The organism is Bradyrhizobium liaoningense (assembly GCF_018130955.1).
Classification (GTDB): Bacteria; Pseudomonadota; Alphaproteobacteria; order Rhizobiales; family Xanthobacteraceae; genus Bradyrhizobium; species Bradyrhizobium liaoningense_C.
This window is the reverse complement of record NZ_JAFCJM010000001.1, coordinates 325,404-345,702: the sequence shown is the minus strand read 5'-3', so window position 1 is coordinate 345,702 and position 20,299 is coordinate 325,404. Positions and strand designations below refer to the sequence as shown.

Here is a 20,299-nt window from a genome sequence, read left to right as displayed (position 1 = left end):
CAACGCAGAGGAAGGAACCGTGAACGATTGTTACCAATCCATCCGGTCCGTTTTGTTACCAATCAATCCGCTGGACATGCGCCAGCAAATCGGGTGAGGGGGTGCCGCGCCACGTGAGAACCGTAAACCCTCACCCGGCGCTACGCGCCGACCTCTCCCAAGGGAGAGGTGATCCCGATGCCGCACCAGCTCAACCTAATCTCATCGCGCTTTAGGCCGGCTGGCGTCGGCCCCGCTTGTCCTCGACCGCTCGCAGGATTGCGGAACCTGCCTTGAGGCCGGACTGCAGCGCGCCCTCCATGTAGCCGCAATAGGCAAAGCAGGTGTGCTCGCCCGCAAAATACATCCGTTTGTGGAACGCGCCGTTGAGCAGCGGTCCGGCCCGCATCACTTCGCCCGGCGCAGGACAGGAATAGCCGGCGCCGGTCCAGGGATCCGCGGGCCAGGGAATGAAATCCGGCGGCTGCGAAAGGTTGTCCTTGTAGCCGGGATAGACCCTGCCGATCCGCGACGCATAGAAGGCATCGACGGCGGCCTTGCCGCCGCGCTCCCATTGCCGCAGCGCCCTGTGGGCCGGCGCGCTGCCGGCGAACAGGCTGAGCTCGACCTCGCGCCCCTGCGGCGCGATCTGGTTGTCGGTGCCTTCCCATGTGACGCCAAAACTGCTCGAGGTCGCGGCCGGCGCCATCCCATGGTCGATCCAGAAGCGGCGCTTGACCGGGCTGAGATACTTCACGGCCGTGCCCATCGAGATGTAATGGTCGGGCGAAAGCTGCGGGGTGACGTTGATCTTGGCGAAGCGTCCGCCCGGCCAGAGGCTCGGCGGAATCGCAAGGACGACGTAGTCGGCAAGATGGGGCGCTGCGCCTTCCGGCGTGACCGTCACGCCCTCCTTGTCGATGTCGATCGCGGTGACCGGTGAGGACCGATGGACCACGCCGCCGACCTTCCTGATTTCTTCGGCGAGGTGCTCGGCCAGCGATTGATTGCCTTCCGAACAGCGCAGCGTTTCGGTCTGCGTGAAGAAGGCGCCCGGATGCCCCTTGAGTGCGCCGCCGTGGACCACTGCGAGATTGGCGAGCAGGCTCTGACGCTCGACGGGCTGGCCTGCATCATTGCTGAACTGCTCCTTCATCGCGAGCGTCGTGAGCGGCGAGCAGCGTTCACCCCGGATCCAATCCGCCATGGATTGCTTGTCCAGCGCATCGGCGTCACTGGTCCGCCAGGGCGCATGCTTGTGGACATGCTGCGCGCGCCGCGCCATCCGGTCGAACGAGGTCTCCATCTGCTCGAACAGGTTCTTGAGGGCGAGAGGGTTCGAGATCTTTCGGCCGTCGAGATAGATCGGCATCTCGAGATCGAGCGCGTCAAAATTCGAATCCAGCGTGAACAGCGAAAGGCCGAGCCTGAACTGCCGCGCCAGTGCCAACCACAGTGGATGATTGTAGCCGATCAGCTCGCCGCCGGCTTCGACCACGCCGCTGGATTTGTTCTTGCTCCAGACCCGGCCGCCGACGCGTTCGCGCGCCTCGAAGATCGTCACGTCGCAGCGGTGGGCGAGCGTATAGCCGGCCATCAGGCCGCCGAAGCCCGCGCCGACGATTGCGACCCGCGGTCGGCGCCGAGGCCGCGCGAGACGCGGCATGTCGCAGGGAGGCGTCGCGCCGGAAACGACCAGTGGCTTGGCGAGAGTCGCGCTGACGAGCTTTTGGCGGTCGAAGCCGATGAACTTCCTGCCGTAGCGGCGATTGAGCCGTGCATAGATCGAGCGCATGTCAAAATCCTCGGATCGAAATCAAGAAATAATGCCGAACGGGCTCCTGAAATGATCGGCGGGCGAGCCCGCCCGGTGGTCGGCCGAATTGACGTCATAAAGCGCCAACGATATCCTGCAACCTTGGGTCGTGTCGAGAGCGGGGCTCGGATATGGCGTCACGTGCGAAGACAGGTGCTCGCGCCGGTTCGCGGCGGTCCGGCAGTTCGAGGAAACCACAGGCCGATGCTGCACAGCATTTGGTCCTCGTCCCCAGCAGCGAGCGGCCGCGCAAGAAGGGCGCAAAGCGTCTGAAGGATGCGAGCCCGCGCCAGCGGGTCGATCTCACCCTGACGCTGCGCGGGCCGAAATTGCCCGATGCCGGCGCGCTTGCAGGCCGCACATTGTCGCTCGCGCAATTCAAGGCGAAGTGCGGCGCTTCAAAAACCGATGCCGACAAGGTCTCGCGCGAGTTGCGCAAGTTCGGCCTGAGCATCGACGGCGTGTCACTCGAGACCCGCAGCATGCAGGTGAGCGGCACGGTTGCGCAGATGGAGGCCGCCTTCCATCCCAATCTCGGCATCTACGAGAGTGCCAGGCAAGGCACCTTCCGCGATCGCGAAGGCGAACACCAGGTGCCTGCATCGCTCCGGCAGATCATCACCGCGGTGCTGGGCTTTGGCGAAAGGCGCGTCGCCGGCAGGAAACCGTCGAAGGCAACCGCAAGGACCGTCCGTCCTCTCAAGCCTTTCACGCCGCAGGATATCGAAAGCCACTACCGCTTTCCGCCCGGAAACGGCGCCGGCCAGAAGATCGCCATCGCGGAATTCGGCGGCGGCTATTTTGCCGACGATCTCGACGCCTATTGCAAGGCGTTCGGTCGCAACGTGCCTGCGGTCAAGCGCGTCTCGATCGATGCGCCGATCCGCAATCTGGCGCAGATGAAGCGTCTGAAGCCCGCTCACAGGCGCGACGAGATCGACTACACCGGCGAAGTGATGATGGACGTGCAGATCGTCGCGGGCCTGTGCCCGGATGCAGATATCCTGGTCTATTTCGCCAGGGATCATCAGAAGGGCTGGGTTGATCTGCTCAACCAGGCCATCAAGGATCGCCCCGTGGCGTTGTCGATCAGCTGGGGCGCCGCCGAGGACTCCGGCGACTGGTCGAAGGCGGCGCTCAATGCGATCAACGAGCGGCTGAATCTGGCCGCGCTGCTCGGCATCACCGTGTGCTGCGCGTCGGGAGATGATGGCTCGGGCGACATGCAGACGAACAGGCGCGCCCATGTCGATTTTCCAAGCTCGAGTCCCTACGCGCTTGCGGTCGGCGGGACTATGATCCGTCACAAGGCCGGCAAACCGGTCGAGCAGACGTGGCGCGTCGGCAAGGGCCGGCGGATCCGCGGCGTGGGCGGGGCAACCGGCGGTGGGGTCAGTTCTGTCTTCGCTAAGCCGGTCTGGCAAAGGGTCGCGATTGCGTCGCTCAACAAGGGCGGCTTCAAGGGACGCGTCGTTCCCGATCTCGCGGCGCTCGCCGGTCCGCCGATGTATGATTTGATCTTCATGAATGACCGGAGCCCGGGCGGGGGCACCAGCGCGTCGACGCCGGTGCTGGCGGCGTTGATCGCGCGCGTCAATGCGTTGCTGCCGCGCGCCAAACGCCAGCGCTGGCTCACGCGGCTGCTCTACGAGAAGACACAGCACGGTGTTGCGTTGGGGCATCTCGCTTGCCACGACGTCACGATCGGCAACAACGTCTCCAACCCGAATCCGGGACGGGGATTCAAGGCGGGCCGTGGGTTCGACGCGGTGTCCGGCTGGGGCGTGCCGATCGGCAGTTCGCTCCTGCTGGGCCTGGGCGGATCGGGCTAGAATATGTTGAGATCAGGTTGAGTTGGCGAGGCATCGGGACTGCACCTCTCCCTTGGGAGAGGTCGGCGCGCAGCGCCGGGTGAGGGGTTACGGTCTCGGTTGGTGCAGCACCCCCCCTCACCCGATTTGCACTCGACGATGCTGCGCATCGCGAGGCGCAAATCGACCTCTCCCCGTTGGGGAGAGGTGAACCAAGACCGCGGACTACCGATTCAGGCAAGCCCCATCGCGCTCTAGCCCTGTTTCACGTACGCCGCGAACGCATCCGCATAGTCCGGATGCCAGCGCGACAGCGCCGGACGGTTCTCGACGATGTCGCCGGCCGCCCACAGCATGCGCTTTTCGTCGAGCGCGCGCGGCACGTCGTTGTCCGGGCAGAGGATGTAGAAGTCGCCGGCATCCAGCCGCGCGATCATGAAATCCACCGTCTGCTCCGGCGTCCAGGCGCCGGCAGGTTTTTCAGTGCGGCCTTTTGCGGTCAGCCCGGTGAACACGAAGCCGGGGATCAAGAGATGCGCGCTGATGCGGCAGTCCCTGGTGTTGCGCAGTTCGTGCTGCAGCGCCTCGGTGAACGCCTTCACACCCGCCTTGGAGACGTTGTAGGCGGGATCGCCCGGCGGCGTGGTGATGCCCTGCTTGGAACCGGTGTTGATGATGAGGCCGGCCCGGCCACGCGCGATCATGCCGGGTGCGAAGATGCGCGCGCCGTTGATGATGCCCCACATGTTGACGCCGATGATGCGCTGCCAATTGTCCGGGCTGCCGAACAGCGTGCTGCCGGGCTGGATGCCGGCATTGTTCATCAGGATGTCGGTGCCTCCGAACCGCGTGCGCACGGCGGCCTCGAATTCCGTCGCGCTCTCCGGGCTGCTCACGTCGACCACGGCTGCCATCACATTCGCGCGACCTGCGATCGATGACAGTTTTGTTTCGGCCTCCGTGAGCCGGCCCTGGTCGACGTCTGCGATGCAGACCTTCATGCCTAGGCCCGCGAATTTCAGCGCGGCGGCAAGCCCGATGCCGGCGGCGCCCCCGGTGATCACGGCGACGTTGTCTTCTGTCATGACGGGATGCGGCATGGAATTTCTCCGGCGAAGGTGGCATTGCAAAACGATCGACCTATATCACGGCAGGCTTTTGACCACGACCGGGATGCATGGGAGGTCTACGCGCGGCGCGACCACGGGGCGGCTTTACGCAAAATCCCCCGCGCTGTAGTTTCGGCGCCATAACGATCCCGCCCAGATCGAAACCAATCGACACCTGAGAAGAAAACCTAACAGGAAAACCCAACAGGGAGTGCAGCCATGGCTGTGACGCAGGCTATTCCGATCACGCGCCATCCGTTCGCCAACGGGTCCTACAAGCAGATGCTGATCGACGGAAAGTGGGTCGATGCCGCATCCGGCAAGCGTTTTGAGACCCGCAACCCCGCGACCGGCGAGCTGCTGGCAACCGTTGCCGAGGGCGACAAGGAAGACATCGACCGCGCGGTGGCCGCCGCCCGCCGCGCCTTCGAGGGACCCTGGAGCAAGGTCAAGCCATTCGAACGGCAGAACCTGCTCTTGAAACTCGCCGACCTCGTCGAGAAGAATTTTGACGAATTGTCGCAGCTCGACACGCTCGACATGGGCGCGCCTGTCAGCCGCACGCGCGCCTATCATCTGCGCGCCGTCGGCATGCTGCGCTATTACGCCGGCCAGACCACCGCGATCCACGGCGAGACGATCGAGAACTCGCTGCCCGGCGAGATCTTCTCCTACACGCTGAAGGAGCCGGTCGGCGTCGTCGGCGCGATCATTCCCTGGAACGGCCCGCTCACCGCGACGATCTGGAAGATCGGCCCCGCGATCGCGACCGGCTGCACCGTGGTGCTGAAGCCGGCCGAGGAAGCGCCGCTGACGTCGCTGCGCATCGCCGAGCTTGCGATGGAAGCGGGCGTGCCGGCGGGCGTCATCAACGTCGTGCCGGGTTACGGCGAGACCGCGGGTGCGGCGCTGTCCTCGCATCATGATGTCGACAAGGTCGCCTTCACCGGCTCGCATGTCACGGGCCAGGCGATCATCCGTGCGTCGGCCGGCAATCTGAAGCGCGTCTCGCTCGAGCTCGGCGGCAAGTCGCCCGACATCGTGTTTGCCGATGCCGATCTCGACGCCGCCGTGCCGGGCGCGGCGATGGCGGTGTTCGCCAATTCGGGGCAGATCTGCAGCGCCGGCACGCGGCTGTTCGTCGAGCAGTCGATCTATGACGAGTTCGTCGGCCGGGTTGCCGAGTTCGGCAGGAAGCTGCAGGTCGGCAACGGCCTCGATCCCAACACGCAGATCGGCCCGCTGGTCTCCGAGCAGCAGCTCGAACGCGTCACCGGCTATCTCGACATCGGCCAGAAGGAGGGCGCGAAGGCGCTTGCCGGCGGTGGCCGGGTCACCGAAGGCGCCTTGGCAAAGGGCTTCTTCGTGCAGCCGACCGTGTTCGCCAACGTCCAGGACAACATGCGCATAGCGCAGGAGGAGATCTTTGGTCCCGTCATCTCCGCGATCGCGTTCAAGGACATGGACGAGCTGATCAAGCGCGCCAACGCCACGACCTTCGGCCTCGGCTCAGGCCTGTGGACCCGCGACGTCAGCAAGGCGCACAAGGTCGCAAAGTCGCTGCGCGCCGGCTCGGTCTGGGTCAATTGCTACCAGGCGATGGACCCCGCCGTTCCCTTCGGCGGCTACAAGATGAGCGGCTATGGCCGCGAATCCGGCAAGCAGCACGTCGAGGAATATCTCAACGTGAAGGCGGTCTGGATCAAGACGGGTTGAGGCGTTTTCGCCGCCGCGCCATGCGGGAGCGGCTGCTTTCGGGCGGCCGCTTCCTGTTTTATGATAGCCATCCTCTCATCGATCATTTTGGGGCCAGCATGAAGTTTCCGGCGTTGTCTAGACCATTGCAGGTGGGGCCGTACAAGCTCGCGCATCGCGTCGCCATGGCGCCGCTGACGCGGATGCGGGCCGAGCGCGAGAGCTTTGCGCCGCGCCCCCTCAACGCCGAATATTACGGCCAGCGCGCCACCAAGGGCGGACTGATCATCGCCGAAGCCTCGCCGGTGCTGTCGACCGGCCGCGGCAATCCGGCGACGCCCGGCATCTATTCGGACGCGCAAGTCGCGGGCTGGCGCAAGGTGGTCGATGCCGTGCATGCCAAGGGCGGCATCATCTTCCTGCAGCTCTGGCATGTCGGCCGCGTCTCGCATTCTTCGTTCCACGGCGGCGCGCTGCCGGTGGCGCCGTCTGCGATCCCGATCAAGGCCGAGGGCATGAAGGCGATGACGGCCGACGGCAAGGTTAGCGATTACGAGACGCCGCGCGCGCTTGGGAACGCGGAGGTCAGGGGTATCGTCGAGGCGTTCCGGCAAGCCGCAACGAACGCGCTCGCCGCCGGTTTCGACGGTGTCGAGATCCACGGCGCCAATGGCTATCTTCTGGAGCAGTTCCTGCAGTCGCACAGCAACCAGCGCACCGACGAATACGGTGGCTCCATCGAGAACCGCGCGCGGCTGCTGCTCGAAGTGACGCAAGGAGCCATCGACGTCTGGGGCGCGAACCGCGTCGGCGTGCGGTTGTCGCCCTACGGCATCGCCAATGGCTCCGGCGAGCCCGACCCGATGCCGCTCTACACTTACGTCGTGAAGGCGCTCGACAGTCTCGGCCTTGCCTATCTGCACCTCATCGAGCCGCGTTCGAGCGGCTCGGGGCGCGCCGAAGTCAACTGGCAGAACGTGCCGTCAGCCATGGTGCTGTTCCGCCCGCTCTACAGTGGCGTGCTGATGACCGCCGGCGGCTTCACCGGCGAGACCGCAAACGCCGCGATTGCCGACGGCCACGCCGACCTCATCGCCTTCGGCCGCATCTTCATCTCCAACCCGGACCTGCCGCGCCGGCTTGAGCAGGGCTATCCGATCACGCCGTACAACCGCGCCACGTTCTACGGCGGCGAGGAGAAGGGCTATACGGATTATCCCGTGTATGATGAGCTGACGTCGGCCTAGGCATTCTCCTCCGTCATTCCGGGGCGCGACGAAGTCGCGAGCTATGATGCGCAATTGCGCATCTGAGAATCCATTGATCCTCCGAACATGCGGCCCAATGGATTCCGGGCTCGATGCTTCGCATCGCCCCGGAATGACGATCGTGTATTGTGGCGCGCAATTACAGTGGGGAACACCATGGCCAAAGCTGCAGTCGCCGCAGGAACCGCCACCGGCCAGTGCCTGTGCGGCAAGGTGACCTTCGAGATCGACATTCCCGCGCGCTGGGCCTGGCATGATCACTCGGCCGCCTCGCGCCGCGCCCATGGCGCGGCCTACGCCACCTATGTTGGAAGCTGGAAAAAGCGCTTCCGCATCACCTCAGGCAAGACCGCGCTCACCCGCTACGAGGACAAGGCGACCAAGACGGCGCGCAGCTTCTGCTCGCATTGCGGCACGCCGATCGCCTATGAGCGGCCGCGCGGCCCGCATATGGTCAACATCCCCCGCGCGCTGTTTCGGGAACGCACCGGCCGGCAGCCGCTCTATCACATCGCCATCGAAGAGCTTCAAGAGTGGGCCTATACCGGCGAGCCGCTGGTGCCGCTGAAGGGCTTTCCCGGCGTGGTCTGGCAGCGCTCGAAAAAGAAGCGGCGCGCTAGCGGCGAGGACCCGTTCGACCTGGGGAACGAGGAGGCGCTTTAGGCTTTGGCTCTGCCTTTGTCTCTGCCCTTGTCTTGGCCTTTGCCTTGGCCGGCGCCGCCTTGCGTGCCGCAGACTTTTTCGCCGGCGGCTTGGCGGGCATCGCCGCGACGAAATCGAGCGCGCGCTTCACCCAGGTCTTGAGATCAGCATCGGTGCGCGTGCCTTCGTCCGCGACCCGCACGAACCCCTTCATGATGCGGCCGCGCATCTCCATCGGGCTCGCGTGGGGCTCCTTCAGCATGCGCGCATGCGCCTCGGGGCCGACGCGAAACAGCATGCCGCCGCGGCCGCTGATGGTGCAGCACATGACGTTATCCACCATGAAGCAGAGCCCGCCCATCATCTTCCTTTCCGCAACATGGCGCTGGCCAGCCAGCAATTTGCGCACGCGTGCGGCGGTGCCTTCGTCGTAGGCCATGACCCTCCCTCCGGCTTCGGCTCATGTTTCCAGCTTCTCGCTGCGCGCGCAAGGCAGCCATGAGCGCGCTCCATTGCGCCCGTCCCGCGACTTCGGCCATCATGCGCCGCGCCCGGCGGCAACGACCGCAGGGCCAGGAGGAGCAATGAAGAACCGCATCACCGGCCGTTCGGCGTTTCTGGCGCTGCTTAGGGACGAAGGCATCACGCACCTGTTCGGCAATCCCGGCACCACCGAATTGCCGATCATGCATGCGCTGAAGGACCATCCCGATCTCACCTATGTGATGGCGATGCAGGAGAGCCTCGTCGTCGCGATCGCCGATGGCTACAGCCGCGCCTCCGGAAAACTCGTCGCCTGCAACGTCCATGTTGCGCCCGGCCTCGGCAACGCGATGGGCTCACTCTACAACGCGCAGTTCACGGGCACGCCGATGATCTTGACCGCGGGTCAGCAGGAGCAGGGCCACAGGCTGATGGAGCCGGTGCTGTCAGGCCCGCTGGTGCGCATGGCCGAGCCACTCGTGAAATGGGCTGTCGAGCTGACGCAACTCGCGGACCTGCCGCGCATCGTGCGCCGCGCCGCAAAAATCGCAACCACGCCGCCGACCGGTCCGGTGTTCATCTCGCTGCCGGGCGATATCCTCAACGCCGAAGCCGGCATCGAACTCGGACGCTCAACGCGGATCGATGCGCGCACCAGGCCATCCGATGAGGCGCTGAGGGCGTTTGCCGCGCGCCTGCTCAAGGCCGAGCGTCCCGTCATCGTTACCATGGACGAAATCGTCAAGAGCGACGCGCTGAACGAGGCGGCTGAACTTGCGGAGCTGCTGGGCGCGGCGGCTTATCAGTCGTCCACGCCCTATGGCGCGCACTTCCTCTCGGAAAGCCCGAGTTTTGTCGGCACGCTGGCGCGCGTGCAGAAGGTCGCGCGCGATGCGCTGGCGCCGTACGATCTGTTGATCGCGCTCGGCGGCGATCCCCTGCGCATGTCGGTTTTTAGCGAGGTCGATGCGCTGCCGGATGGGCTGGGCATCGTGCAGGTCGGCCTGGCCGACTGGGAGATCGCCAAGAACTACGGCGTCGAGGTCGCGCTGAAGGCGGACGTCAAGGAAACGCTGCGCGCGCTGATCCCGGTGCTGAAGGAGATGGGCGGTGCTTCGCTCGCGAGCCGCGCCAAACTGCGGCTGGCCGAGCTTGCGCCAAAAAACTGGACCGCGCGCCGCGCTACGCTGATCGAACAGATCGGCAAGAGCAGGGATCGCACGCCGATCGATCCCGACTGGATGGTGCTGCAAATGGTTGAGGCGATGCCCGACCACGCAATTCTCGTCGACGAGGGCCTTACCTCGGGACGGCAGATCACGAATCTGCGCCCGCACCGCGACCGCTATGGCTATCACGGCCTTGCGTCAGGCGGCATCGGCTGGGGCCTGCCGGCCTCCGTCGGCGTCAGCCTCGCAAATCCGGAACGTCCGGTCGTGTGCTTCTCCGGCGACGGCAGCGCGATGTATTCGATCCAGTCGCTGTGGACCGCCGCGCACCACAAGCTGCCGTTGACTGTCGTCATCGCCAACAATGGCGGCTACCGCATCATCAAGCAGCGCCTGCTCGCGTTCCACGGCGATGACAATTATGTCGGCATGGATTTTGTCGAGCCGCCCGTGGATTTTGCAGGGATCGCGAAGTCGCTGGGTTGCGAGGCGATCAAGGTGACGGATCCGGCGGAGTTGAAGTCGGTGTTCGCGTCGGCGTTCAATCGTCCGGGCACCAAGCTGATCGAGCTGATGGTGGACGGGAAGGTGTAGCCCCGATGTCGTCCTGGACAAGCGAGCGGAGCGAGCGCTGATCCAGGACCCATTACCCCAGGGAGCAGTTTGGCGAAGACTCGTGGTCGCCAGCGTCGGGCCACAACCTCTACCTGGGGTAATGGGTCCTGGCTTTCGCCAGGACGACACCGAGGGTGTGGCAATCAGCGTGGCTACGTGACCGCAGCCTATCCCGCCGTCTTCCCCACCCGGTACCCCGCCGCCGGATGCGGCGCGCTGAGCCTTGCGCGGCCTTTGCCGAACAGCTTTTCGCGCAGCGTGCCCTTCGCGTAGGTTGGCTTGTAGCGCCCGCGCCGTGTCAGCTCCGGCACCAGCATGTCGGAAATGTCCTCGAAATCGCCGGGCGAGATCGCAAAGGCGACGTTGAGGCCGTCGACGTCGGTCTGTTCGAACCACTCTTCGATCTTGTCCGCGACGCTTTCGGGCGTGCCGACCACGACGGGACCGGCGCCGCCGATGCCGACATGCTCGATGACGTCGCGCACGGTCCAGACCCGATCGGGGTCGGCGCGCGTAACATTGTCCATCGCGCTGCGGCCGGCGTCGTTCTGCACGTGACGCACCTCTTGGTCGAGCGCGTAGCCGGAGAAGTCGACGCCGGTCCATCCCGACATCAGCGCCAGCGCGCCTTCGGGATTGATGTGCGAGCGGTAGTCGGCATATTTCGCCTTCGCCTCGGCTTCCGTATTCCCGAGGATGATCGTCATCATCGAGAACATCAAGATTTCCTTCGGATTGCGGCCGAGGCTGGCCGCCGTCTCGCGGATCGCCGAGACGCGCGGCGCGATCACCTTCGCCGAAGGACCCGACATGAACACGCATTCGGCATGCTCGGCCGCGAACTGCCGTCCGCGCGGCGACGTGCCGGCCTGATACAGCACGGGCGTGCGCTGCGGCGACGGCTCGCTCAGGTGAATGGTGTTGTTGATCCGGTAGTTCGCGCCCTCATGGTTGACGCGATGAACCTTTGACGGATCGGTGAAGATGCCGCGCGCCCGATCGCGCAGCACCGCGTCGTCCTCCCAGCTTCCTTCCCAGAGCTTGTAGACGACCTCCATATATTCGTCGGCGATCTCGTAGCGGTCGTCATGCCCGGTCTGCTTCTGCTTGCCGGCACCGCGCGCGGCGCTGTCGAGATAGCCGGTGACGACGTTCCAGCCGATCCGCCCCTCGGTAAGATGGTCGAGCGTCGACATCCGCCGTGCGAACGGGTAGGGCGGCTCGTAGGAAAGGTTTGAGGTGACGCCAAAGCCGAGATCTTGGGTCACCGCCGCCATCGCCGAGAGCAGCAGCAGCGGCTCGTTCGACGGCGTCTGCGCTGCATTGCGCAATGCAGCATCGGGGCTGTTGCCATAGACGTCATAGACGCCGAGCACGTCCGCGAGGAACAGCCCGTCGAAACGGCCGCGTTCCAATGTCTTGGCGAGATCGATCCAGTAGGGCAGGCGGTTATACTCGGCGGTGCGGTCGCGCGGATGGGTCCACAGGCCTGGCGATTGATGCGCCACACAATTCATCGCAAATGCGTTGAGCCTGATTTCTTTTGCCATGGTGTTCCTCGGCGCCTCTATCTCCGGCGCTCTTCCGATGTTAACTGCGCGAAACTTGGCGAAGTTCTTGCATTAGTCATACTCTTGGCAAGAGCCAATTCGCACCCTCGTCCACTTTTGCGAGTTCGCCCAAGTCGTGAGGCTTGCTCCAGACAAAAGCCCTGCTAAAGAAAGCAATGACCAGAGCCGACGCCATCGCCCGCGCCCGTCACGACATCACGTCCGGCGCCTTCCTCCAAGAACTCGACCGCCGCGTCGCCTACAAGACCGAAAGCCAGAACGGGTCGCGCGCCGCCGAGCTGCGCGCCTATCTGGAACAGGAGATGCAGCCGGCGTTTGCCGCGCTGGATTTCGAAAGCCGGCTGGTGGAATCCCCGAATGGCAAGGCGCCGTTCCTGATCGCCGAGCATCTTGAAAACGCCGCAGCGCCGACCGTGCTGATCTACGGCCATGGCGACGTCGTCGACGGTATGGAGGGCGAGTGGCGCGACAACCGCGATCCCTGGCGCACGACGACCTCTGGCGCGCGCGTTTACGGCCGCGGCACGGCCGACAACAAGGGCCAGCACAGCATCAACCTCGCGGCCTTGCGCGCCGTGCGCGAGGCGCGCGGCGGCAAGCTCGGCTTCAACGCAAAATTCATCGTCGAGATGGGCGAGGAGATCGGCTCGCCCGATCTCGGCAAGGTCTGCGACCTCAATCGCGATGCGCTCAAGGCGGATCTCTTCATGGCCTCCGACGGCCCGCGGCTGTCCGCGGACCGTCCGACGCTGTTCCTCGGCTGCCGTGGTGGCATCCGCATTCATCTCGACGTGAACTTGCGCGACGGCGGCCATCATTCCGGCAATTGGGGCGGCGTGCTCGCCAATCCCGCGACCATTCTGGTGAACGCGATTGCGACGCTGGTCGACGGCAGCGGCCGCCTGCAGCTCGATGCGCTGAAGCCGCCGCGGCTCACCAACCAGATCCGCAGCTTCCTGGCCGACGTGAAGGTCGAGCCGACCGCGGACGAGCCGGCGCTCGCCGAGAACTGGGGCGAGGAGGGTCTGTCCGATGCGGAACGGCTGTTCGCCTGGAACACGCTCGAAGTGCTGGCGATGTCCTCAGGCAATATCGAGAAGCCGGCGAACGCGATCCCCGGCCACGCCAACGCCGTGCTGCAACTGCGCTTCGTCGTCGGCACGAAAATTGATGGGATGATCGAGGCGATCCGCGCCCATCTCGACGCAAAAGGCTTTCCCATGGTCGCGGTGTGGGCGGCGCAGAGCTTTGCCGCCTCGCGCACCGATTTCGACAGTCCCTGGATCAGATGGGCCGCGGACTCCGTCCAGAAGACCACCGGCAAGGCGCCGGCGATCCTGCCGAATTTCGGCGGCTCGCTGCCCAACGACGTGTTTTCGGACATCCTGGGCCTGCCGACGATCTGGGTCCCGCACTCCTATCCCGGCTGCTCCCAGCACGCCCCCAACGAGCATATTTTGTTGCCCTTGACCGAGGAAGCGCTTGCTACAATGGCAGGCCTGTTCTGGGATCTGGGGGAGCTGCCGCGCCCGCTGGGCTGAATTTGGGGGCGCCGAAAGTCACATTCTATTCCGGCCCGTTTTATGCTTGCATCCCGCCGCACCATCCTCAAAGGGGAAGAAAAAAGTGAAACATTTCCGTAACGTAGGCCTCGCGCTCGCTGCCACCTTGGTCGTGAGCCAGGCCGGTGCCCAGGAGCTGACCGGCACCTTGAAGAACATCAAGGACACCGGCGCCATCACGCTCGGCTTCCGCGACTCCTCGATCCCGTTCTCCTATCTGGACGATAACCAGAAGCCCGTCGGGTTCGCGATGGACATCTGCTACAAAATCGTCGACGCCGTGAAGAAGGAGTTGAAGCTCGACAAGCTCGAGGTGAAGCTCAATCCCGTCACCTCGGCGACCCGTATCCCGCTGATGGCGAACGGCACGATCGATCTCGAATGCGGCTCGACCACCAACAATGCCGAGCGCCAGAAGCAGGTCGCCTTCACCAACACCCACTTCCTCACCGCCAGCCGCTACGTCTTCAAGAAGTCGAGCGGCCTCAAGTCGATCGAGGATCTGAAGGGCAAGACGGTGGTCTCGACCGCCGGTACCACCAACATCAAGCAGCTCACCGAAGCCAACGTCGCGAAGGGCCTCGGCGCCAACATCATCCCGGCCAAGGACCATGCCGAGGCCTTCCTGATGGTCGAGACCGACCGCGCGGTCGCCTTCGTGATGGACGACATTTTGCTCGCGAGCCTCGTTGCCGGCTCCAAGGCGCCGGGCGACTACGTCATCTCCAAGGATGCGTTCTCCAAGCCCGAGCCCTACGGCATCATGCTGCGCAAGGACGACGCGCCCTTCAAGAAGGTAGTCGATGCGGCGACCGCCGCGCTCTACACCTCGGGCGAAGGCGAGAAGATCTACAACAAGTGGTTCATGGAAAAGGTGCCGCCGAAGGGCCTCAACCTCAACACGCCGATCTCGGCGGAGTTGAAGAACGAGTTCGCCAAGCCGACGGACTCGCCGGATCCGGAGGCTTACAAGTAAGATGAGTTTGATTGCCTCTCCCCGCTTGCGGGGAGAGGCAGCAAATTAAGGCCATTCTGGAGGAGAATGGCCGGACATTTGCATAGACGTTTCCGGCTTCTGTGATCGTCGCGTTCGCGTGGGGGACTCGTGAACTACAATTGGAACTGGAAGATATTCTTCGAGCCGAACCCGATGGGGACCGGCACCTATCTCGACATGCTGTTGTCGGGCCTTGCTCTGACCATCAAGACGGCGCTGCTCGCCTGGGTCATTGCGCTTGCCGTCGGCTCGATCGTCGGCGTGCTGCGGACGCTGCCCTCGCGCGGGGCCTATTGGTTCGGCTTCTGCTGGGTCGAATTCTTCCGCAACATGCCGCTGCTGGTGCAGCTCTTCCTGTGGTTCTTCGTGCTGCCGGAAATGCTGCCGCGCGCCGCCGGCCTGTGGCTGAAGCAACTGCCCAACGCGCCGTTCTGGACCGCCGCGATCGGCGTCGGCCTGTTCATGTCGGCGCGCGTCGCCGTGCAATTGCAGGCCGGAATCGGCTCTTTGCCGCGCGGACAAAGGATGGCCGCGACCGCGCTGGGGCTGACCACGGTGCAGGGCTATCGCTACGTGCTGCTGCCGATGGCCTTCCGCATCATCCTGCCGCCTTTGACCTCCGAGTTCCTCAACACCATCAAGAACACGGCGGTCGCCATCACCATTGGACTCATCGAGCTGACGGGCCAGGCGCGCTCGATGCAGGAATTCTCCTTCCAGGTGTTCGAGGCCTTCACGGCCGCGACCATCCTGTACCTCCTGACCAATGCAATCGTCGTGACCGCGATGCGCTTCCTCGAGCGCTATGTCGCGATCCCCGGCTACATCACGGGGAAATAGCAATGCTCGGCAGTTTCGATTTCGACGTCATCCGCCGCTCGCTGCCCTACCTGTTCTACGAGGGCATGACCTTCACGCTGACGCTGACGGCGCTCGCCGCCTTCGGCGGCCTGGTCTTCGGCACGGCCATCGCGCTGATGCGCCTGTCCGGCTACAAGCTGCTCGGGCGCATCGCCGGCCTCTATGTCGACTTCATGCGGTCCTTGCCGCTGGTGCTCGTCATCTTCTGGTTCTACTTCCTGGTGCCCTATATCGGGCAGTGGATCACGGGCGCGCCGCGGCCGATCAAGGTCGGCGCATTCGCCTCCTCGCTCATCACCTTCATCATGTTCGAGGCGGCGTATTTCTCCGAGATCATGCGCGCCGGCATCCAGTCGATCTCGCGCGGCCAGCCGGCGGCGGCGAGCGCGCTCGGCCTCAACTACGCGCAGACCATGCGCTACGTCGTGCTGCCGCAGGCGTTCCGCAACATGCTGCCGGTGCTGCTGACGCAGACCATCGTGCTGTTCCAGGACACCTCGCTGGTCTACGTGCTGTCGATCCCGGACTTCCTGGGCGCGGCCAGCAAGGTTGCGCAGCGCGACGGCCGTCTGGTCGAAATGTACCTGTTCGCAGCCGTCGTCTATTTCACCATTTCCTGCATCGCGTCCTTCGGCGTTCGCCGCCTGCAGTCGCGTATCGCCATTATCAGGTAGAGTCTGGGTCATGATCGAAATCAGTCACGTCAACAAATGGTACAGCCCGACCTTCCAGGTGCTGACCGACTGCACCACCAGCGTCACCAAGGGCGAGGTGGTCGTGGTCTGCGGACCGTCGGGTTCGGGCAAGTCGACGCTGATCAAATGCGTCAATGCGCTGGAGCCGTTCCAGAGCGGCGAGATCACCGTTGATGGCACCAAGGTCCACGATCCCAAGACCGACCTGCCGAAGCTGCGCTCGCGCGTCGGCATGGTGTTCCAGCATTTTGAGCTATTCCCGCACCTCAAGATCATCGACAATCTCTGCCTTGCGCAAACGAAGGTGTTGGGTCGTCCGTTGGACAAGGCGAAGACCAAGGGCATGCAGCTCCTGGAGCGCGTCGGGCTGAAGGAGCAGGCTGAAAAATTTCCGGCGCAGCTCTCCGGCGGCCAGCAGCAGCGCGTCGCCATCGCGCGCGCTCTCGCCATGGACCCGATCGTCATGCTGTTCGACGAGCCGACCTCGGCGCTCGATCCTGAAATGGTGAGCGAGGTGCTGGATGTCATGGTCGACCTCGCCCGGGAAGGCATGACCATGATGGTCGTCACCCACGAAATGGGTTTTGCCCGCAAGGTCGCCAACCGCGTCATCTTCATGGACCGCGGCGAGATCGTCGAGGACGCCCAGAAGGACGACTTTTTCGGCAAACCGCGCAGCGACCGCGCGCAGAAGTTCTTGTCGAAGATCCTCTCTCACTAACTCCATCGTCATTCCGGGATGGCCCGAAGGGCCAGGCCCGGAATCCATAACCCCGTCTGGTGGTTATGGATTCCGGGCTCATTCGCTGCGCGAATGCCCCGGAATGACGGAGAGAGGGTTTATCCGCGTCCCCAAATTGCGTATACGAGCAGGTAAATCCCCCCTTCGCCCCCAGGAGACCTGCCTTGGACTCGATCGCCTACGTCAACGGCTCATTCGTCCCGCTCTCGGAAGCAAAAGTCTCGGTGCTCGACCGCGGCTTCCTGTTCGCGGACGGCATCTATGAGGTGGCGGCCGTGCTCGACGGCAAGCTGATCGACAACGCCTCGCATCTGGCGCGGCTGGAGCGTTCGGTCGGCGAGATCGCCCTGAAGCTGCCGGAGACGATCGCGCGTATCGTCGAGATCCAGAAGGAGCTCATCACGCGTAACAAGCTGGTCAGCGGCCTCGTCTATCTCCAGGTCACGCGCGGCGCCGATACGGGACGCGACTTCGCGTTCCCCAAGGGCGGCATCAAGTCGAGCCTGGTCATGTTCGTCTCCGAGAAGGAGATCGTCGATGCGCCGTCCGCCAAGACCGGCGTCAGCGTGATCACCGTGCCCGACATCCGCTGGGAACGTCGCGACATCAAGAGCGTCGCGCTGCTCGCGCAGGTGCTGGCGAAGCAGGCCGCCGCCGAAGCCGGTGCGGCCGAGGCCTGGATGCTCGAAGACGGGTTCGTCACCGAAGGTGGCTCGTCCTCGGCGTTCATCCTGACCCAGGACGACGTCATCGTGACGCGGCAGAACTCCAACACCATTCTGCCGGGCTGCACCCGCAAGGCGGTGGTCGCGCTTGCCGAAGAGCGCCAGCTCCGCGTCGAGGAGCGCCCCTTCACGGTTGCCGAAGCGCTGGCCGCGAAGGAGGCCTTCATCACCTCTGCGTCGGTCTTCGTGCAGCCGGTCGTCGCGATCGACGGCAAGAAAGTCGGCACCGGCAAGCCCGGCCCGATGGCGACGCGGCTGCGCGAGATCTATGTGGATTTTGCGAAGGCGACGGCGGTTTAACGCTCCGCTTCACCGGTTCCCATGGCCGGACTTGTCCGCTAAGCTTGCGGCCGCCATGTACGTCACCGCAGCGGAAAGCCGGGTGCTTGCGCGCGTCTTCGGGCTCCTGTCCGAGGACCTGGGTGAGCGCGACGTCCGCGAGGCGGTGGGACACCATCTGCTGGAATTGCTGCAGGCCGATTACTATGCCTCCTTTGTCTGGGAGGAGGCGACCAGGACCTTTGGCAAGGCCGTGTTCCTCAACATGGATCCGAAAAACCTCGCCAATTACGACAGATACTACCAGCACCACGATCCCATCACGTTCAAGCTCCAGGCGCGCCGCGAGGCGACGCTGGTGACGCAGGTGATGCCGCAACGCGAGCTGATGCGGACCGAGTTCTTCAACGACTTCCTCGCGCGTGACGGGCTGCACTGGGGCGTCAATGCCTACAGCTTCGTCGGCGACCGCAACATCGGCGATGTCAGGATCTGGCGCGGCCGCCATCGCCAAAATTTTGACGCGCATGCGCTGGAATTGCTGCGCCTGATCGAGCCAGCGTTCACCGGTGCGCTGGTCCGCGCCGCCGGCGGCGCGATGCACGCCGATGCTTCACCGGTGCTCAGGCTGTCGGTCCGCGAGTTCGAGATCGCCCGCATGATCTCGGACGATCTCAGCGACAAGGAGATCGCACATCGGCTGTCCGTCGAGGTCTCGACGGTGCGCACGCACTTGAAACGCATCTTCGAAAAACTCGGCGTCCGCCGCCGCAGCGGCGTCGCCAGCCTCTTGTCCCGGCATTGAACTAGCGCGTCGGCGCCGGCAGCCGCCCGAATACCTTGTCCATGGCCGTGCCGATCGCGAGCAGGCGGCGGTCGCTGCCTGCGGGCCCGTCGAGCTCCAGACCGACGGGCAGTTTGCTCGCAGCGCCCAGCGCGATCGGGACCTGGATGCCGGGCACCCCGGCATTGCTGCCTGGATCGGTGTTCTGGATGAACAGCAGGAAGTTCTCCAGGCTGCTGGACTCAGGGTTCGCGGCAATCGCGACTTTCGGCGTGGTCGGGAAGGCGATCGCATCGAGCTTGTTCTTGGCAAACGTGTCGCGATAGAGCGCCTGCAGCGCCGGGCGTCCGGTCTTGATGGCGGCCTCGTAGGCCGGCTTGCCGTCGACGACCGTGTTGTTCGGTCCGGGCAACTTGCGCGGGATCACAAGCCCATCATAGGTCCCCTTCACATCGGGGCTTGCGATCCCCTTCGCGAGCGACTCGATGGTGATGCCGGTGCCGGTGCGCTTGAGATAGGCGACCATGTCGTCATTGGCTTCATAGATCGCGACGGGGAAGCTCACCTTGCCATTGGTCTCGGCAAGCTGCGGCATCTCGATGTCGATCACGGTGACGCCCTGCGATTTCAGTCTGTCGATGGCGGCGCGGAACGCCGCGTCGGTGTCGCCGTCGAGATTGGCGAGCATGCTCTTCTCGACGCCGAGGCGAACCTGCTTGAGATCGGCAGGCGCGATCGCGCCGCCGCCGGCGATCACGCGGTCGAGCGCGGCGACGTCGGTCATGGTGGCGGCCATGGGGCCCGCGGTGTCGCGGGTATGGGAGATCGGCGCGATGCCGGCTTGCGGATAGCGCCCGACCGTCGGCCGCAGCGAGGCGCAACCGTTGAATGAGCACGGCACACGCACCGAGCCGCCGGTGTCGGTGCCGAGGCCCGCGGTCACGATGCGCGCGCCGATCGCGGCACCGGTGCCGGACGAGGAACCGCCGGCGATCTTGCTCGCATCATAGGCGTTGCGGACGCCGATCTCGCTGCCGGACTCGAAGGCCGAGTTATAGCCGGAGATGCCGAAGGCCAGCTCGTGCATATTGGTCTTGCCGATGATCACGGCGCCGGCCGCGCGCAGTTTTGCCGCCACCGGCGCATCCTGCTTCGGCACAAAGGCCTTGAGTACGGGCGTGCCCGCGCTCGCGGGCAGCCCGGCGACCTCGATGTTATCCTTGATCACGATCGGCACGCCGCCGAGCGGCGGGCAGGCGCCCTTCTTGCGCCGCCCGTCAAAAGCTTCCGCGGCCTTCATTGCGCCGGCTTCGTCCAGCGTGACGAAGGCGTTGAGATTGGCGCTCGCCTTGGCGCGCGCAATCGCGGCCGAGGTCAGCGCCTTGCTGGTGATTTTCCCGGCGCACAGGTCGGCCGCGGCCTGGGTCATCGTCAATTGATCGAGATTGATCGCGCCTTGTGCCAGCGCAGCGGTCGGCAGCGCGGCGGCAGAGAGG

The 20,299-nt window shown here is 64.7% G+C and carries 17 protein-coding genes; 12 read left to right on the top strand and 5 right to left on the bottom strand.

Annotated elements, in window-relative coordinates:
* Positions 1–211 precede the first annotated feature (211 nt).
* Complete coding sequence (locus JQ632_RS01615; protein ID WP_212400505.1) at positions 212–1,774, bottom strand: NAD(P)/FAD-dependent oxidoreductase; 1,563 nt, start codon at positions 1,772–1,774, stop codon at positions 212–214.
* 239 nt (positions 1,775–2,013) lie between these two features.
* Between JQ632_RS01615 and JQ632_RS01610 the strand changes: the two genes are divergently transcribed.
* Positions 2,014–3,627 carry a protease pro-enzyme activation domain-containing protein gene (locus JQ632_RS01610; RefSeq protein ID WP_212400504.1) on the top strand — a complete coding sequence of 538 codons (1,614 nt, stop codon included), beginning with the start codon at positions 2,014–2,016 and terminating at the stop codon, positions 3,625–3,627.
* A gap of 233 nt (positions 3,628–3,860) precedes the next feature.
* Here JQ632_RS01610 and JQ632_RS01605 read toward each other — a convergent pair whose 3' ends face one another.
* On the bottom strand, positions 3,861–4,706 hold the full coding sequence (locus tag JQ632_RS01605; RefSeq protein ID WP_212400503.1) for an SDR family NAD(P)-dependent oxidoreductase: 846 nt from the start codon (positions 4,704–4,706) through the stop codon (positions 3,861–3,863).
* Between the two features lie 228 nt (positions 4,707–4,934).
* Between JQ632_RS01605 and JQ632_RS01600 the strand changes: the two genes are divergently transcribed.
* From JQ632_RS01600 to JQ632_RS01590, 3 genes are all read left to right on the top strand, one after another.
* Positions 4,935–6,431, top strand: coding sequence for an aldehyde dehydrogenase family protein (locus tag JQ632_RS01600; RefSeq protein WP_212400502.1), 1,497 nt, complete (start codon positions 4,935–4,937; stop codon positions 6,429–6,431).
* 98 nt (positions 6,432–6,529) lie between these two features.
* On the top strand, positions 6,530–7,657 hold the full coding sequence (locus JQ632_RS01595) for an alkene reductase (protein WP_212400525.1): 1,128 nt from the start codon (positions 6,530–6,532) through the stop codon (positions 7,655–7,657).
* Positions 7,658–7,834: 177 nt separating this feature from the next.
* A complete protein-coding gene (locus JQ632_RS01590; RefSeq protein WP_212400501.1) occupies positions 7,835–8,341 on the top strand; it encodes a GFA family protein in 507 nt (168 codons plus the stop codon).
* Here JQ632_RS01590 and JQ632_RS01585 read toward each other — a convergent pair.
* Positions 8,295–8,759 carry a TfoX/Sxy family protein gene (locus tag JQ632_RS01585; protein WP_212400500.1) on the bottom strand — a complete coding sequence of 155 codons (465 nt, stop codon included), beginning with the start codon at positions 8,757–8,759 and terminating at the stop codon, positions 8,295–8,297. The two genes, JQ632_RS01590 and JQ632_RS01585, sit on opposite strands and share 47 nt — an antisense overlap.
* A 145-nt stretch (positions 8,760–8,904) precedes the next feature.
* Here JQ632_RS01585 and JQ632_RS01580 point away from each other — a divergent pair, with 145 nt between their 5' ends.
* Positions 8,905–10,566, top strand: coding sequence for a thiamine pyrophosphate-binding protein (locus JQ632_RS01580; protein ID WP_212400499.1), 1,662 nt, complete (start codon positions 8,905–8,907; stop codon positions 10,564–10,566).
* A gap of 188 nt (positions 10,567–10,754) precedes the next feature.
* On the opposite strand, the gene JQ632_RS01575 is transcribed toward JQ632_RS01580, so the two are convergent.
* Positions 10,755–12,137 carry an LLM class flavin-dependent oxidoreductase gene (locus JQ632_RS01575; RefSeq protein ID WP_212400498.1) on the bottom strand — a complete coding sequence of 461 codons (1,383 nt, stop codon included), beginning with the start codon at positions 12,135–12,137 and terminating at the stop codon, positions 10,755–10,757.
* Between the two features lie 176 nt (positions 12,138–12,313).
* Here JQ632_RS01575 and JQ632_RS01570 point away from each other — a divergent pair, with 176 nt between their 5' ends.
* From JQ632_RS01570 to JQ632_RS01540, 7 genes are all read left to right on the top strand, one after another.
* On the top strand, positions 12,314–13,699 hold the full coding sequence (locus JQ632_RS01570; RefSeq protein ID WP_212400497.1) for a M20 family metallopeptidase: 1,386 nt from the start codon (positions 12,314–12,316) through the stop codon (positions 13,697–13,699).
* An 85-nt stretch (positions 13,700–13,784) separates the two neighbouring features.
* Positions 13,785–14,696 carry an amino acid ABC transporter substrate-binding protein gene (locus tag JQ632_RS01565; RefSeq protein WP_212400496.1) on the top strand — a complete coding sequence of 304 codons (912 nt, stop codon included), beginning with the start codon at positions 13,785–13,787 and terminating at the stop codon, positions 14,694–14,696.
* 129 nt (positions 14,697–14,825) lie between these two features.
* Positions 14,826–15,557 (top strand): amino acid ABC transporter permease, encoded by a 732-nt coding sequence (locus tag JQ632_RS01560; protein WP_212400495.1) that lies wholly within the window; start codon positions 14,826–14,828, stop codon positions 15,555–15,557.
* Between the two features lie 2 nt (positions 15,558–15,559).
* Positions 15,560–16,252 carry an amino acid ABC transporter permease gene (locus tag JQ632_RS01555; RefSeq protein ID WP_212400494.1) on the top strand — a complete coding sequence of 231 codons (693 nt, stop codon included), beginning with the start codon at positions 15,560–15,562 and terminating at the stop codon, positions 16,250–16,252.
* Between the two features lie 10 nt (positions 16,253–16,262).
* On the top strand, positions 16,263–16,994 hold the full coding sequence (locus JQ632_RS01550) for an amino acid ABC transporter ATP-binding protein (protein WP_212400493.1): 732 nt from the start codon (positions 16,263–16,265) through the stop codon (positions 16,992–16,994).
* Between the two features lie 185 nt (positions 16,995–17,179).
* The gene (locus tag JQ632_RS01545) at positions 17,180–18,040 is read left to right on the top strand and encodes a D-amino-acid transaminase (protein ID WP_212400492.1); all 861 of its coding nucleotides are present in this window, start codon (positions 17,180–17,182) and stop codon (positions 18,038–18,040) included.
* Positions 18,041–18,095: 55 nt separating this feature from the next.
* Entirely contained in the window at positions 18,096–18,824 is a 729-nt protein-coding gene (locus tag JQ632_RS01540; protein WP_212400491.1) for a helix-turn-helix transcriptional regulator, read from the top strand.
* 1 nt (position 18,825) lies between these two features.
* On the opposite strand, the gene iaaH is transcribed toward JQ632_RS01540, so the two are convergent.
* Positions 18,826–20,253 carry an indoleacetamide hydrolase gene (iaaH, locus tag JQ632_RS01535; RefSeq protein ID WP_212400524.1) on the bottom strand — a complete coding sequence of 476 codons (1,428 nt, stop codon included), beginning with the start codon at positions 20,251–20,253 and terminating at the stop codon, positions 18,826–18,828.
* Positions 20,254–20,299 lie beyond the last annotated feature (46 nt).

What these genes read in the sequence shown, in the direction of transcription:
- JQ632_RS01615 (WP_212400505.1), bottom strand. Translation starts at nt 1,774, where the DNA reads ATGCGCTCGATCTATGCACGGCTCAATCGCCGCTACGGCAGGAAGTTC.
- JQ632_RS01555 (WP_212400494.1), top strand. Translation starts at nt 15,560, where the DNA reads ATGCTCGGCAGTTTCGATTTCGACGTCATCCGCCGCTCGCTGCCCTAC.
- JQ632_RS01585 (WP_212400500.1), bottom strand. Translation starts at nt 8,759, where the DNA reads ATGGCCTACGACGAAGGCACCGCCGCACGCGTGCGCAAATTGCTGGCT.
- JQ632_RS01590 (WP_212400501.1), top strand. Translation starts at nt 7,835, where the DNA reads ATGGCCAAAGCTGCAGTCGCCGCAGGAACCGCCACCGGCCAGTGCCTG.
- JQ632_RS01540 (WP_212400491.1), top strand. Translation starts at nt 18,096, where the DNA reads ATGTACGTCACCGCAGCGGAAAGCCGGGTGCTTGCGCGCGTCTTCGGG.
- JQ632_RS01605 (WP_212400503.1), bottom strand. Translation starts at nt 4,706, where the DNA reads ATGCCGCATCCCGTCATGACAGAAGACAACGTCGCCGTGATCACCGGG.
- JQ632_RS01580 (WP_212400499.1), top strand. Translation starts at nt 8,905, where the DNA reads ATGAAGAACCGCATCACCGGCCGTTCGGCGTTTCTGGCGCTGCTTAGG.
- JQ632_RS01600 (WP_212400502.1), top strand. Translation starts at nt 4,935, where the DNA reads ATGGCTGTGACGCAGGCTATTCCGATCACGCGCCATCCGTTCGCCAAC.
- JQ632_RS01575 (WP_212400498.1), bottom strand. Translation starts at nt 12,137, where the DNA reads ATGGCAAAAGAAATCAGGCTCAACGCATTTGCGATGAATTGTGTGGCG.
- JQ632_RS01550 (WP_212400493.1), top strand. Translation starts at nt 16,263, where the DNA reads ATGATCGAAATCAGTCACGTCAACAAATGGTACAGCCCGACCTTCCAG.
- JQ632_RS01570 (WP_212400497.1), top strand. Translation starts at nt 12,314, where the DNA reads ATGACCAGAGCCGACGCCATCGCCCGCGCCCGTCACGACATCACGTCC.
- JQ632_RS01595 (WP_212400525.1), top strand. Translation starts at nt 6,530, where the DNA reads ATGAAGTTTCCGGCGTTGTCTAGACCATTGCAGGTGGGGCCGTACAAG.